The following is a 14,469-nucleotide window of genomic DNA, read 5'->3' as shown; positions in this document are numbered from 1 at the left end:
ATGGATTTTACGGGCAAGACCATTCTCGTCACGGGTGCCGGCAAGGGCATCGGCCGTGCGATCGCGAAACTCGCCGCCGCCCGCGGCGCCTCCGTCGTGGCGATGACACGCACTGCGGCTGATCTCGAAAGCCTGGAAGCCGAAATCGGCTGCCGCTCCATCGTGGTCGATCTCTCGGATGCGGCGGCGACCCGGGCGGCCGCGCGTGAGGCGATGCCGGTCGATTATCTCGTCAACAATGCCGGCACGACGGCGCTCGATTCCGTGCTCGACGTCAGCGCCGAGACCTTCGATCTCCTCTATGCCGTCAACACCCGCGCCCCGCTGATCCTGGCGCAGGAATATGCCAAGGATCGCATCGCCAAGGGTCTCGGCGGCGCCATCGTCAACGTGTCGTCGATCTCCTCGTTCATCGGCTTCGCCGACCACGCCGCCTATTGCGCCTCCAAGGGCGCGCTCGATGCGATGACCCGGGTTATGGCCAACGAACTCGGCCGCAAGGGCATCCGCGTCAATGCCGTCAACCCGACGGTCACGCTGACGCCGATGGCCGTCAAGGCGTGGAGCGATCCCGACAAGGCCGGCGGCATGCTCTCGCGCATTCCGCTCGGCCGGTTCGCCGAGCCGGATGAGGTAGCCGAAGTGATCCTCTATCTGCTGGGCGATGGCGCCGCGATGGTGAACGGCGTCACGATGCCGGTCGACGGCGGCTTCATGTCGGATTGATGGCGGGCGTCTGCCCGATCGTGCGCTGCAGGGCCTCGAACGAGAACAACGCCACGGGCAGCGCCGTGCCGCCATCGAGGGCGAGGTCCGCAAGGATCTCGCCGATCACGCTGGCGAACTTGTAGCCGTGGCCCGAGCACGGCGAGGCCGCGACGATGTTGGGCTCGCCGGGCACATGGTCGAGCAGGAAGTTCTCCCCGGGCAGAAGCGTGTAGCGGCAGGTCGAGGTGGCGACGCGCACGCCGGCCGCGCCCGGCACGCGACGGGCGACGAAGTCCTCCAGCACCGCCGTGTCGCGGTCGTCGACCGCCGGGTTCGGCCGGTCCGGATCGATCTCTTCGAAGAAGTGGCAGTGCTTGCCGACCTTCACGGCGTCGCGGCCGATGACCGGGAAGCCGAAGAACGAGCCGGCCTCGCCCTCGAGCGCTTTCCGATCAGATGGAACCATCTGATCGACAAGAAATCGCTCCAGATTCGAATGCGGGAGCATATTCTTATCGTCCAGATCGCTTCGATCTGAACGGAATATGCTCTCGTCGCGGAGGAACACCGGCATCCGGCCGAGCGCGGTCGCGAAGCTGTCCCGCGGCTGGAACCAGGCGACCACCTGCTTGATCGGCTTCGCCACGCCCTTCAGCGACGGCACCAGTTCCGCGATCCACGGACCTGTGGCGACGACGACCTTGCGGGCCCTGACGCGGCCGAGATCGGACACGATGGTAACGCCGGCATCACCCGGCTCGATCGCGGTGACACGCTCGCCGAACCGCAGCACGGCGCCGTCCCGCGCCGCGCACTTCAGGTGCGCCATCACGGCAGCTTCCGGGCGCAGGTAGCCGCCTTCCGGCTCCAGCAGCGCCACCTCGTCGTCGTCGAGGGCGAACGCCGGAAAGCGGGCGCGCACCTCGTCCGGCTCGAAGACGGTGAACGGAAGGCCGTGCAGTTCGCAGGCCTGCCGCGAGCCGCTGACGATCGGGCTGTCCGGCCGGCCGAGCTGCAGCACGCCGGTGACCGTCAGCAGGTCCTCCCGCACCCGCGCCTCCAGCGCGCGCCAGTTGGCATAGGCGCGGCGCAACAGCGGCACATAGGCCGGATCCTCGAAATAGCCGAGCCGGATGATGCGGCTATCGCCGTGAGACGAGCCGAGTTCGTGCGCCGGGTAGAACGCCTCGATGCCGACCACACTCTGGCCGCGCGCGGCGATATGGGCGGCGGCCGCCGCCCCCATCGCGCCGAGGCCGATCACCGCGACATCGAACTGAGCCGTCATATCCTGTCTCCTGCCCGCATCGGTCCCGACCGGGCGAATTGTCCGCTTCAACCGCCGCGAGCTCGGGTTTGCCCCGGCTTGCTGCTGTCAGCCAAGTCCCGGCAGCGCGACGCCTGGCAGCGCGAGGCCCGTCGCCAGATTGAGCCTGCCGGAGCGCACCAGCCCCGCCGCCGAAGCGATGTCGGGCGCGAAGAACCGGTCCTCGATCAGCGTCGGCACCACCTCTCTCACCGCATCCCGCACACGCTCCAGCGCCGGACTCGATGCGAGCGGTGCGTGGAAATCGCAACCCTGCGCTGCGGCGAGCAGTTCGATGGCGACGACCTGCACCACGTTCTCCGCCATCGGCAGCAGGCGCCGTGCGCCGTGGGTCGCCATGGAAACATGGTCTTCCTGGTTCGCGGAGGTCGGGATGGAATCGACGCTCGCGGGATGAGCCTTCTGCTTGTTCTCCGAGACGAGTGCCGCCGCGGTGACCTGCGGGATCATGAAGCCGGAATTCAGCCCCGGCTGTGGCGTCAGGAACGCTGGCAGGCCGGAAAGCGCCGGGTCGACCAGCATCGCGATCCGCCGCTCGGTGATGGAGCCGATTTCGCACAGCGCCAGCGCGATCATGTCGGCGGCGAACGCCACCGGCTCGGCATGGAAATTGCCGCCGGAGATGACGTCGCCCTCGTCCGGAAACACCAGCGGATTGTCGGAGACCGCGTTCGCCTCCACGCCGAGCGTCGTCGCGGCCTGTCGCAAAAGATCGAGACAGGCTCCCATCACCTGCGGCTGGCAGCGCACACAATAGGGGTCCTGAACGCGCTCGTCGCCAACGAGATGGGAGGCGCGGATCGGGCTTCCCGCCATCAGGTGGCGCAGTGCGTCCGCCACCGCGATCTGCCCGTGATGCCGCCGCACGGCGTGGATGCGCGGGTCGAACGGCCCGTCGGAACCGCGCGCGGCATCGGTCGCCAGCGCGCCGGTGACGAGCGCCGCCTGGAACACCTGCTCAGCCTCGAACAGCCCGGCGAGCGCGAGCCCGGTCGAGACCTGAGTGCCGTTGAGAAGGGCGAGGCCTTCCTTGGCACCGAGATCGAGCGGCTTCAGCCCCGCGCGCAGAAGCGCCTCGGAGGCCGGCATCGTCTCGCCCTTGAGCGATGCTTCGCCCACGCCCAGCATCAACGCTGCCGCGAGGTGCGACAAGGGCGCGAGGTCACCCGAGGCGCCGACGGAGCCCTGGGCCGGGATCAGCGGCAGCAGGTCGGCATCGAGACAGGTCGAAAGCCGCTCGATCACCGCCCACCGCACGCCGGATGCCCCCTGCGCGAGGCTCGCGAGCTTCAGCGCAAGCACGAGCCTCACGACCGCGGCCGGCAGCGGCTCGCCCACGCCCGCGGCATGGGAGATGACGATGTTGCGCTGGAGCCGCGCGAGATCGGCATCGGGAATGCGCACGCTCGCGAGTTTCCCGAAGCCCGTGTTGATCCCGTAGACCGGGTCGCCCTTGGCGACGATGGCCGCGACGGTTTCCGCTGCGCGTTCCACCGCCGGCCGGCACGCCGGATCGAGCATCGGGCGGGCGCCGAAATAGAGGGCGCGCCAGGTTGCCAGCGGGACATCCCCCGCATTCAGGACGAGCGTGGTCATGATCCTGCAAATATCCTGCGATGGAGCGGATTGAAGCCGATGCGGTAGACGAGTTCAGCCGGCCGCTCGATGTTCCAGATGGCAAGGTCGCATGCCTTGCCCGCTTCGATGGTGCCGACCTCGTCGGCGCGGCCGAGGGCGCGGGCCGCCTCGCGGGTCACGCCGGCGAGGCATTCTCCGACCGTCATTCGGAACAGCGTCGCGGCCATGTTCATGGTGGTCAGCAGCGACGTGATCGGCGCCGTGCCGGGATTGCAGTCGGTGGCGACCGCCATCGGCACGCCATGGCGGCGGAAGGCTTCGATCGGCGGCGCCTGCCGCTCGCGCAGCACGTAGAACGCCCCCGGCAGGATCACCGCGACCGTCCCCGCCGCGGCCATCGCCTCAGCGCCGGCCTCGCTCGTATATTCCAGATGATCGGCCGACAGCGCGCCGAAGCGCGCGGCAAGCGCCGCGCCCGAGAGATCGGACAACTGGTCCGCATGAAGCTTGACCGGCAGGCCTGCGGCCTGGGCCGCGGTGAACACCCGCGCGATCTCGTCGGGCTGGAAGGCGATACCCTCGCAGAAGCCGTCGACCGCGTCCGCGAGCCCCTCCGCAGCCAGCGCCGGGATCATCCGCTCGCAGACGAGATCGAGATAGCCGGCGCGATCCTGCTTGAACTCCGGCGGCACGGCGTGGGCGCCGAGATAGGTGGTCGCCACCCGGACGCGGCGTGCTCCGGCGAGATCGCGGGCCGCCCCGAGCATCCTGCGCTCGGCCGCCTCATCGAGGCCGTAGCCCGATTTCACCTCGACCGTCGTGACGCCCTCGGCAAGCAGCGCGTCGAGCCGCGGCAGCGCGGAGGCCACCAGATCGGCCTCGCTCGCGCGGCGGGTGGCGTTGACGGTGGAGAGAATGCCGCCGCCCGCGGCCGCGATCGCCTCGTAGCTCTCGCCGGCCAAACGCATCTCGAATTCCATCGCCCGGTCGCCGCCGTGGACGAGATGGGTGTGGCAATCGATCAGGCCCGGCGTCACCCAGCGGCCGTCCAGATCCTCGCAGACAGCGGCGTCGATGTCGCCCGGCAGGTCGCCGTGCGGCCCGGCGAAGACGATGCGGCCGTCCCTGGCGGCGATCGCGCCGTCCTCGACGATCCCGAGCCCCGGCCTTTGAGGATCGAGCGTCGCGAGCCGGGCACCGGTCCAGAGCGTGTCGACGAACCGCGTCATGAGGAGGCTCCGCTGGCAATCGGGGGCTGGCCTGTCGAGGGTCGGGCGATTGAAAGCCCGCCGCGCACGAGGTCGAAACCCCGGGCAAGATGGTCGGCCATCGGCCGGTCATCGCGATAGGGTGCGGCGACGGCGCGAACCTGAGCGCGAAGCGCAGCCGTTCCCGGCGCGCAGTCCGCAGCATCGCCCCTCAGATCGCCGGCATCGACCGCCGCGAGCAGTTCGATGCCGAGGATGCGCTCGCAATTGTCGATGATCGTCTGGATCTTCGTCGCCGCCGCCGTCGGGTGGGCGAGAAAATCCTCCTGCAGCGCGGAGGTGATGCCGCCGTCGAGGCTCGCCGGCGCGGCAAGCCGGCGATTCTCGCCGACGAGCGCCGCAGCGGTATATTGAGCGATCATATAACCGGAACAGGAACCGGCATCCGCTGCCAGAAAAGGCGGCAGACGACTGACCAGCGGGTTCACCAACCGGTCGAGGCGCCGTTCGGCCATGGCTGCGACCTGCGCCACCGCAATTGCGAGGGAATCCATCGCGTGGGCCAGTGCGGGAGCGACCGCATGGGCCTCGGACGACACCACCGGCGCCTCCGGTGTGCCGGACAGGATCGGGTTGTCCGTGACAGACTGCAACTCGCGATCGACGACCGTACAGGCGTTTTCGAATGTATCCCGCGCGGCACCATGCACATGCGGTACAGCACGCAGGCTCAGCGCATCCTGTGTACGTGCGCCCTGGGCCGCCTGGATGATCCGGCTGCCGGTAAGCAACGTCCGGATCACCTCCCCGGACTCTTTGAGGCCCGGCGACACCCGGGCGGCCAGCACGTCCGCCTCGAACGCCGCCATCTGCGCGCCGAGCGCCTCCAGACTGAGAGCCGCCACCGCATCGGCGACGAGCAGCAACCGCTCCGTCCGCGCCAGGGCGAGGCAGGCGAGCCCCGTCGAGCACGGTGTGCCGTTGACGAGGCTGAGCCCCTCCTTCGCCTCCAGCACCAGCGGCGCTAAACCCGCCGCGGCCAGGGCATCGCCACCGGCGACCGTGTCGCCGCCGACCACCGCCCTGCCCTCGCCGATCAGGACGAGGCCGATATGGGCGGCGTGGGTCAGGTAGCCGACGGATCCTCGTGCCGGCACCTCCGGCACGATGCCGTGTTCGAGAAGCCCGGCGAGCGTCGCCACCACCTCGGTTCGAACCCCGGAGCGGCCGTGGGCGAAATTGTTGATCTCGGCCGCGATGATCGCCCGCACCGCCTCGGCACCGAGCGGCTCGCCGACACCGCAGGCATGGCTCATCAGCAGGTTCCGCGACAGGCGCCGCTGCTGCGGGCGGTCGACCACGGTGTCGGACAGCGCGCCGACGCCGGTGTTGACGCCGTAGGCGCGAATGCCGCGCTCCACGATGGCGGCAACGAGCGTGTTCGCGTTCGCGATCCGCGTCCAGGCGGCCGGCGACAGCGCAAGCGCGCTTCCGCGGGCGACCGCCGCGACGTCCCGCCAGCCGAGTGCGTTATCAAGGGTGATCGTCATGTCCAGCGCCCCCGGTTCCAATGCCCCCGGTCCCCGGCGGCCCCGGCGGCTCTCCTCTCACGCGTGAACCGTGCCGATGAACTGGCGGAAGCGCGGCGAGGCGCCGTCGCCGAAGACCTCGTCCGGCGTGCCCTCGCAGTCCACGGATCCGTCGTTCAGATAGATCACTCGGTTCGAGACGTTGCGGGCGAAGTTCATCTCGTGGGTCACGACCAGCATGGTCATGCCCTCCTCCGCGAGGCCGCGCATGACGCGCAGCACCTCGCCGACCAGCTCCGGGTCGAGCGCGGAGGTCGGCTCGTCGAACAGCATCGCCTTCGGCTTCATCGCAAGCGCCCGCGCGATCGCGGCGCGCTGCTGCTGGCCGCCGGAGAGATGCGCCGGGTAATAGTCGCGCCGGTCCGCAAGGCCGACCTTCTCCAGAAGCGCCTCGGCTTCGGCGATGCACTCCGCCCGCGGGCGCTTCAGCACGTGCACCGGCCCCTCGATGACGTTCTGAAGGATCGTCATGTGCGACCAGAGATTGAACGACTGGAACACCATGCCGAGTTCGGTGCGGATGCGGTCGACCTGCCGCTGGCTCGACGGCACCGTGCGGCCCCGGCGCTTCTCGAGCCGGATCAGCTCCCCGTCGACGGTGATGTCGCCGGCATCCGGAATCTCGAGCAGGTTGATGCATCGAAGCAGGGTCGACTTTCCGGAGCCGGAGGAGCCGAGCAGCGAGATCACGTCCCCGTCGTGGGCGTCGAACGAAATGCCGCGCAGCACCTCGTGGTTGCCGAAGGATTTGCGGAGGCCGGAGATCGAAAGGCGGGTGGGACGGGACATGGAAGCCTCCTGCGGAAATGGTGCGCTCAATGCCCGGTGGCGATGGCCGGCGCGCGGCGATGGGCCGAGAGCCGGTATTCGAGATAGGCCATCGCCTGAAGAAGGACGAAGTTGAGGATGAGGTAGATCGCCGCCGCACAGAGGAACACCTCCATGGTGCGGTAGGTGTGCGAGATCAGCCGCTGGGCGACGCCGGTCACTTCCCACACCGTCACGAGGCTCGCGAGCGCGGTGGATTTCACCATCAGCACGATCTCGGTCGAATAGGCCGGCAGCGCGTGGCGCAGCGCGATGGGGGCGATGATCCGGCGCACCAGCAGGAAGCCCGACATGCCGATGGCGCGGCCGGCCGCGATCTCGCGCGGCGAGACTGCCTTCAGCCCGGCGCGGAAGATCTCCGCCGAATAGCCGGCATTGCACAGCGCCAGCGACAGCACCGCGCAGAAGAACGGCTCGCGCAGCGCCGGCCACAGCGGCGACTGCCGGATCACCGCGAACTGGCCGAGGCCGTAGAAAACCAGGAACATCTGAATCAGCAGCGGCGAGCCGCGGAACACGAACACGTAGACGCGTGCGAAGCGGCTCAGCACCGGCCCGCCGGCCACCCGCATCCACACGACGACCAGTGCCAGCATGCAACCGAAAACGATCGAGAGCACGAACAGGCCGAGCGTCGTCGGCACCGCCGCGATCAGGGTGCCCATGGTCGAGAGAAGGAAGGCGACATCCATGGTCACACCCGTCCGAGATCGCCGGCCATGCTCTTCTGGGTGCGCTTTTCAGCGCCCGTGAAGATGCGATCCGACAGGCTGGTGAGAATGAGGTAGAGCGCGCCGCCCACGATGAAGAACAGGAAATATTGCCGGGTGGAGCCGGCGGCGACCTGGCTCGTCCGCATGAGATCCGCAAGGCCGGTCACGGACACCAGCGCGCTGTCCTTCAGGCTCAGCTGCCAGACATTGCCGAGGCCCGGGATCGCCGTGCGCAGCACCTGAGGCAGGATAATGCGCCGAAGCCGCATGAAGGTCGGCATGCCGACGGCCTTCGCCGCCTCGATTTCGCCGAGCGGGATCGCGAGATAGGCCCCGCGGAACACTTCCGCCTCGTAGGCGCCGGCGATCAGGCCGACCGCAAGTGCACCGGCGATGAAGGACGGCATCCCGAGAAAGCCCTCGACGCCCAGCCAGTGGCCCGCCGCCGTCACCGCGCTCGAACCGCCGAAATAGATGAGATAGATCACCAGAAGTTCCGGCACGCCGCGGAACACGGTCGTGTAGGCGGTGGCGACGACGCGCAGCACCCGCGAGCGGGCAAGCTTCATCGCCGTCACGAGCGTGCCGATGACCGCACCGATCGCGAGCGCCGTCAGGGTCACGGCGAGCGTCGTCAGGGCCGCGACGAGCAGAAGCCCGCCCCATCCCTTGGGGCCGAACCCCAGCAAATCCAGGATCGACATCGCCTCCCCCTCTGCGCGCGAACATGGAGCGCGTTCGACTTGCCTGCGGCCGACGGGCTCGCCGGGCCGGCGTCCAGCTTTCCGGACTTCACGCCGGATTCAACCGCTCTTTTCACCACCCGCCCGGATCCGGTCCGGGCGGGCGGCGGTCGCTGGCCTCAGGGCGTGACGTCGGTCTTGAACCACTTCATCGACAGCGTCTTGATCGTGCCATCGGCGAGCGCGGCCTTGATGGCCTCGTCGAACTTGGCCTTCAGCTCGGGATCGGACTTGCGCAGGCCGAGGCCCTCGCCGACGCCGAAGATGGTGCCGCCGACTTCAGGACCGGTGAAGGCGAGGGAGCCATTGGCCTTCTCGAAGGCCGAGAGCAGGTAGACCGCGTCGTCGAACGCGAGATCGAGACGCCCCGTCTCCAGGTCGAGATCGCGCTCGCCGCCGGTCTTGTATTCGCGCACCGTGGCGATATCGCCGAAGTTGTCATAGATGAACTTCGCGTAGACCGTCGCGGCCTGGATGCCGATGGTCGCGCCCTTGAACTTCTGGCGCAGCGCCTCGATGGTCGGCTTGGCGTCGGTCAGTTCCGGGGTGAACTTCACCACCGTGCCCGTGCCGGCGGCATTGGCGAAGGCGCTGTCCTTGGTGGCGGCGAAGGCGGCGTGGGTGGCGGCGTAGGGGATCGAGAAATCGATCACCTGCTTGCGCTCGTCGGTGATCGACAGCGCGTCCATGATGACGTCGAACTTGCCGGCGTTCAGGGCCGCGATCATGCCGTCCCAATCCTGCGGGATCAGCTTGCAGTCGAGCTTGGCGTGGGCGCAGAGATATTTGGCGAGTTCCGGCTCGAAGCCGTCCAGGCTGCCGTCGGGATTGGTCAGGTTCCACGGCGCATAGGCGCCCTCGAGCGCGATCGTGACGGTCTTCCATTCCTTCGCGGCGGCAACGCCCGGAAGCGCGAGCACGCCGAGGCCGATCGCGGCGATGGCGTTGAGGAAATGCCTGCGGTTGGTCATCTTCAGATCCCCTTCTGTCTGGTCCGTCGTTTGCGGTGTTGTTCGTGAGCGCCGTATCGCGCTGCCGGGGCGATGGCTTCGCCCTCGTCACTCATTCCGACCCCGGCGAAAGCCGTGGTCTTTTCCCAGGCGGCCGATGTCTCCCTCAGATGGACGCCAGCCGTTCGAGCACGCCGGCGAAGGCGCGATCGATCTCTTCGTCGCGGGCGTGGCGACCCTCCCGGATCTGCCAGGCACCGCCCACCATCACGTCGCGCACCGCGCGGTCGCCGAGAGCGAACATCCAGCGATCCAGAACCGCATCGCCGCGCGAGGTCGCGATGAACGGATTGGCGCCGTCGAGCACGACGAGATCCGCCGGAAGGCCCGGTGCGATGGCGGCGCCCGGCCGGCCGAGCGCCCGCGCGCCACCCGCCGTCGCCGCATCGAACAGGCTGCGCCCGACCGAGCGGCCAGGGCCGTCCGCAAGGCGGTTGCGCTGCAGGTCGCGCAGCCGCTGACCATATTCCAGTGTGCGCAGTTCCTCCGCGACGGTGGTCGCGACATGGCTGTCGGTGCCGATCCCGAAGGCACCGCCGCGGTCGCGATAGTCCGTCGCCGGAAAGAGGCCGTCGCCGAGATTGGCCTCCGTCGCCGGGCAAAGACCCGCGATCGCACCGGAGGTGGCGATGGCGGCGCATTCAACCGCGTCGATGTGGGTGGCGTGGACAAGGCACCAGTCGGCATCGACGGCGAAGCGGTCGAACAGGAACTCGACGGGACGCCGACCGCTCCAGGCAAGGCAGCTTTCCACCTCGCGCGGCTGTTCGGCGATGTGGATGTGGATCGGCCCCTTGCCCGTCCGGTCGGCGAGCACGGCGTCCATTTCGTCCGGCGTCGCCGCCCGCAGCGAATGGATCGCGACGCCGAGCCGCGCGCCGGCATCGGCGACGTCGCGCTCCAGCGAACCCACCAGCCGCAGATAGTCGTCGACGCCGTGGACGAACCGCGCCTGCCCGGCATTCGGCGGCACGCCGCCGAAATCGGCGTGGGCATAGAACACCGGCAGCAGCGTCATGCCGATGCCCGCGCGCGACGACGCCGCGAGAATGCGGCGGGCGAGTTCGCCGCGGTCGGCATAGAACGCGCCGCCTGGGGCATGATGGAGATAATGAAACTCGGCAATGGAGCCGAAGCCGCCCTTCAGAAGCTCGACGAACAGCTTGGCCGCGATGGCCTCGACATCGTCAGGCCCGATTGCGCCGACGATGCGATACATCGTGTCCCGCCAGGACCAGAAGCTGTCGGCCCCGCCGGAGGCGACCTCGGCAAGGCCGGCCATGGCGCGCTGGAAGGCGTGGCTGTGCAGGTTCGGCATCGCCGGAACCAGCGGCCCGGCGACCTTTTCCGCCCCCGCCCCGTCACCACCGACGGAGACGTCCGCGATCGTGCCGTCCTCGGCGATGGCGATCGTGACATGCTCCGCCCACCCTTCCGGAAGAAGGGCCCTTTCGGCATGAAGGCGGGCGGCATAAGACTCGATCATCGCGGCCGGACTCGATAAAGTTGCCTATACAAGTATGATATTCAGAATCGCCAGCGATGCAAGACGGTTTGGCAAGAAACCGGGCAGACACGGAAACTGACTGGAAAATGAGCACTATAGACCCCGTCATTCCGTCCGAACGCGGTCCCGGCACCTCGCTCTACGAGGGCGTGAAGCGCATGATCGATGCCCGCATCGTCAGCGGCGAGTGGCCGCCGCGCTTCCGGATCCCCTCGGAAAACGAGCTCGTCGCCCAGCTCGGCGTCAGCCGCATGACCATCAACCGGGCGCTGCGGGAGCTCGCCGCGGAAGGCAAGCTGGTGCGCGTCCAGGGGCTCGGCACCTTCGTCGCGCAAGGCAAAGGCCAGTCCAGCATCTTCGAAGTGCGCAATATCGCCGACGAGATTGCCGAGCGCGGCCATGACCATCTCGCGCGTATCATCAGCATCGACAGCGGTAAGGCATCGCCTGAAATCGCTGAATCTCTTTCTATTTCAATCGGCGATCCCGTCTATCATTCCGTCATCGTTCATCTAGAGGACGATATACCGGTCCAACTCGAGGATCGCTACGTCAATGCCGCCGTCGCGCCGGCCTATATCGACCAGGATTTCACCACCATCACCCCCAACCGCTTCCTCACCGATGTCGCGCCGTGGACCGAGGCGGAACAGGAGATCGAGGCCGTGCTGCCCGCCGCCTGGGAAGCGCGGCTTCTCTCCATCGGCCGCGCCGATCCGTGCCTGCTGATGCGCCGCAAGACATGGCGCGCCGACCAGGTGGTGACCGCCGTCCGCATCCTCATTCCGGGTGGCCGGTACAAACTGCAGGGGCGCCAGATCGCCCGCTGACGTCCGTCGCACGCCCTGAACCCGATTGACAGCCATCACGCGCTTGCCTAGCCTGTATATACAAGTTGGCGATTGGGTCAGGGAATCGACGATGACCAGCAACACCCGTTACCGCGACATCGAAATCCGTGCGCCGCGCGGCAGCGAGCTCTCCGCGAAAAGCTGGCTCACCGAAGCGCCGATGCGCATGCTGATGAACAATCTCGATCCCGACGTCGCCGAGAACCCGAAGGAACTCGTCGTCTATGGCGGCATCGGGCGGGCCGCCCGCGACTGGGCGTGCTTCGACAGGATCGTCGCCACGCTGAAGACGCTTTCCGATGACGAGACCCTGCTGGTGCAGTCCGGCAAGCCGGTCGGCGTCTTCCGTACCCATGCCGACGCGCCCCGCGTGCTGATCGCGAACTCGAACATCGTGCCGCACTGGGCCGACTGGGAGCACTTCAACGCCCTCGATCGCGAGGGGCTGATGATGTACGGCCAGATGACCGCGGGCTCATGGATCTATATCGGCAGCCAGGGCATCGTGCAGGGCACCTACGAAACCTTCGCCGAAGCCGGCAGACGGCACTATGGCGGCGATCTCGCCGGCCGCTGGATCCTCACCGCCGGCCTCGGCGGCATGGGCGGCGCCCAGCCGCTCGCCGCGAGCTTCGCCGGTGCCGCCTCCCTCAACATCGAATGCCGCCAGGCCGGCATCGATTTCCGCCTCCGCACCCGCTATGTCGACGTGCAGGCCGCCGACCTCGACGAGGCACTGGCGATGATCGGGCGCGCCTGCGCCGAGAAGAAGGCACTGTCGGTCGCGCTCCTCGGCAATGCCGCCGAGATCGTGCCCGAGCTCGTCCGCCGCGGCGTGCGTCCGGACATCGTCACCGACCAGACCTCCGCCCACGATCCCCTGAACGGCTACCTGCCGATCGGCTGGACATGGGATGAATACCGCGAGCGCGCCCGCCTCGACCCGGCCGGCACCACCCGCGCGGCGAAGGAATCCATGGCGGTTCATGTCCGCGCCATGCTGGATTTCCATGCGATGGGCGTGCCGACCGTCGATTACGGCAACAATATCCGCCAGATGGCGAAGGAGATGGGCGTCGAGAACGCCTTCGACTTCCCGGGCTTCGTGCCGGCCTATATCCGACCGCTGTTCTGCCGCGGCATCGGCCCGTTCCGGTGGGCCGCACTCTCCGGCGACCCGGAGGACATCTACCGCACCGACGCCAAGGTGAAGGAGCTTCTTCCCGACAACACCCACCTGCACCGCTGGCTCGACATGGCGCGGGAGCGCATCAGCTTCCAGGGCCTGCCCGCCCGGATCTGCTGGGTGGGTCTCGGCGACCGTGCCAAGCTCGGCCTCGCCTTCAACGAGATGGTGCGCAGCGGCGAACTCAAGGCTCCGATCGTGATCGGCCGTGACCACCTCGATTCCGGCTCCGTCGCCTCGCCCAACCGCGAGACCGAGGCGATGCGCGACGGCTCGGACGCCGTCTCCGACTGGCCGCTCCTGAACGCCCTCCTCAACTGCGCGTCCGGCGCGACGTGGGTTTCGCTGCATCATGGCGGCGGCGTCGGCATGGGCTTCTCGCAGCATGCCGGCATGGTGATCGTCGCCGACGGCACGGACGCCGCCGAGCGGCGGCTGGAGCGCGTCCTGACCAACGATCCCGCGACCGGCGTGATGCGCCATGCCGATGCCGGTTACGAGATCGCCATCGATTGCGCGCGCGAGAAGGGCCTCAACCTGCCCATGCTCGGCGCATGATCGCGGCGACCGGCGACCACGCCCCGGCCGGCGCGGCCACCCTGCCGGCGGGGGCCCGGCTGTCGTCGCTCGCCGACGCGAAGGTGATGCCGTGGGCCAACGGCCGTGGCGTCACGCGCGAACTCTTGCGGCGCGAGACGCCGGACGGCCGGCTGTTCTGCCGCCTGTCGGTGGCGGACGTGGTGGAGCCCGGCGCCTTCTCGCCCCTGCCGGGCATCGACCGGCATCTCACCCTGATCGACGGCCAGGGCTTCACGCTCTCGGTCAACGGCCGCGTCGTGCCCGTGGCGTTCGGCGAGCCCCTCGCCTTCTCGGGCGACGACGATGTAGCGGCCACGAAGGTCGACGGCCCCTCGCGGGACTTCAACGTGATGGTGGACCGCGCCGTCGCCCGGGCCGTGGTGTCGCGCCGCGACGGCAACTTCGAGGACGTGTCGCCGGCAGCCCTGCGATGCTATTTCGTCGTGCAGGGCGCGTTCGCGGCATCGCTGCTGCCGGATCGCCCGCTCGCCGCGGGCGACCTTCTCGAACTCGATCGCGATGCGGCCTGTCCCGTCACGTTCGCAGGCAGCGGAGTGCTGGTCGCCGTTCACGTCAACACCGTCTAGGGCGCCCTTCGATCGGCTGGAAAGCTCCGGCCGGGAAGAAGCCGCTCCGGATTCA

At 68.4% G+C, this 14,469-nt stretch carries 13 protein-coding genes; 4 read left to right on the top strand and 9 right to left on the bottom strand.

Annotated elements, in window-relative coordinates:
- A complete protein-coding gene (locus tag BUF17_RS10940; protein WP_073628584.1) occupies positions 1-726 on the top strand; it encodes an SDR family oxidoreductase in 726 nt (241 codons plus the stop codon).
- On the opposite strand, the gene solA is transcribed toward BUF17_RS10940, so the two are convergent.
- The 9 genes from solA to hutF all read right to left on the bottom strand — a co-directional run bounded on the left by solA (position 713) and on the right by hutF (position 11,190).
- A complete protein-coding gene (gene solA, locus BUF17_RS10935; RefSeq protein WP_073628582.1) occupies positions 713-1,996 on the bottom strand; it encodes an N-methyl-L-tryptophan oxidase in 1,284 nt (427 codons plus the stop codon). The genes BUF17_RS10940 and solA overlap by 14 nt on opposite strands.
- Positions 1,997-2,083: 87 nt before the next feature.
- Positions 2,084-3,631, bottom strand: a complete 1,548-nt coding sequence (hutH, locus tag BUF17_RS10930; protein WP_073628580.1) for a histidine ammonia-lyase — start codon at positions 3,629-3,631, stop codon at positions 2,084-2,086.
- Positions 3,628-4,842, bottom strand: a complete 1,215-nt coding sequence (gene hutI, locus BUF17_RS10925) for an imidazolonepropionase (protein ID WP_073628578.1) — start codon at positions 4,840-4,842, stop codon at positions 3,628-3,630. Before hutI ends, hutH begins: the two co-directional genes overlap by 4 nt.
- The gene (locus BUF17_RS10920) at positions 4,839-6,371 is read right to left on the bottom strand and encodes an HAL/PAL/TAL family ammonia-lyase (protein ID WP_073628576.1); all 1,533 of its coding nucleotides are present in this window, start codon (positions 6,369-6,371) and stop codon (positions 4,839-4,841) included. The genes hutI and BUF17_RS10920 overlap by 4 nt, the downstream gene beginning before the upstream one ends.
- Positions 6,372-6,428: 57 nt before the next feature.
- Positions 6,429-7,199, bottom strand: a complete 771-nt coding sequence (locus BUF17_RS10915) for an ABC transporter ATP-binding protein (RefSeq protein ID WP_073628574.1) — start codon at positions 7,197-7,199, stop codon at positions 6,429-6,431.
- Between the two features lie 26 nt (positions 7,200-7,225).
- Complete coding sequence (locus BUF17_RS10910; RefSeq protein ID WP_073628572.1) at positions 7,226-7,930, bottom strand: ABC transporter permease; 705 nt, start codon at positions 7,928-7,930, stop codon at positions 7,226-7,228.
- Positions 7,931-7,932: 2 nt separating this feature from the next.
- The gene (locus tag BUF17_RS10905; RefSeq protein WP_073628570.1) at positions 7,933-8,655 is read right to left on the bottom strand and encodes an ABC transporter permease; all 723 of its coding nucleotides are present in this window, start codon (positions 8,653-8,655) and stop codon (positions 7,933-7,935) included.
- Between the two features lie 158 nt (positions 8,656-8,813).
- On the bottom strand, positions 8,814-9,665 hold the full coding sequence (locus tag BUF17_RS10900; RefSeq protein ID WP_084564475.1) for a transporter substrate-binding domain-containing protein: 852 nt from the start codon (positions 9,663-9,665) through the stop codon (positions 8,814-8,816).
- Positions 9,666-9,810: 145 nt separating this feature from the next.
- Positions 9,811-11,190: a formimidoylglutamate deiminase gene (gene hutF / locus BUF17_RS10895; RefSeq protein WP_073628568.1), complete on the bottom strand. Its 1,380-nt coding sequence runs from the start codon at positions 11,188-11,190 to the stop codon at positions 9,811-9,813.
- 107 nt (positions 11,191-11,297) lie between these two features.
- Between hutF and hutC the strand changes: the two genes are divergently transcribed.
- The 3 genes from hutC (at position 11,298) to BUF17_RS10880 (ending at position 14,414) form a co-directional block, all read left to right on the top strand.
- Entirely contained in the window at positions 11,298-12,041 is a 744-nt protein-coding gene (gene hutC, locus BUF17_RS10890) for a histidine utilization transcriptional repressor HutC (protein ID WP_073628566.1), read from the top strand.
- A 91-nt stretch (positions 12,042-12,132) separates the two neighbouring features.
- A complete protein-coding gene (gene hutU / locus BUF17_RS10885; protein ID WP_073628564.1) occupies positions 12,133-13,806 on the top strand; it encodes a urocanate hydratase in 1,674 nt (557 codons plus the stop codon).
- A complete protein-coding gene (locus BUF17_RS10880; protein WP_073628562.1) occupies positions 13,803-14,414 on the top strand; it encodes a HutD/Ves family protein in 612 nt (203 codons plus the stop codon). Before hutU ends, BUF17_RS10880 begins: the two co-directional genes overlap by 4 nt.
- Positions 14,415-14,469 lie beyond the last annotated feature (55 nt).

It is taken from the genome of Pseudoxanthobacter soli DSM 19599 (genome assembly GCF_900148505.1).
Taxonomy (GTDB): domain Bacteria; phylum Pseudomonadota; class Alphaproteobacteria; order Rhizobiales; family Segnochrobactraceae; genus Pseudoxanthobacter; species Pseudoxanthobacter soli.
This window is presented reverse-complemented; position numbering and strand designations above follow the sequence as displayed.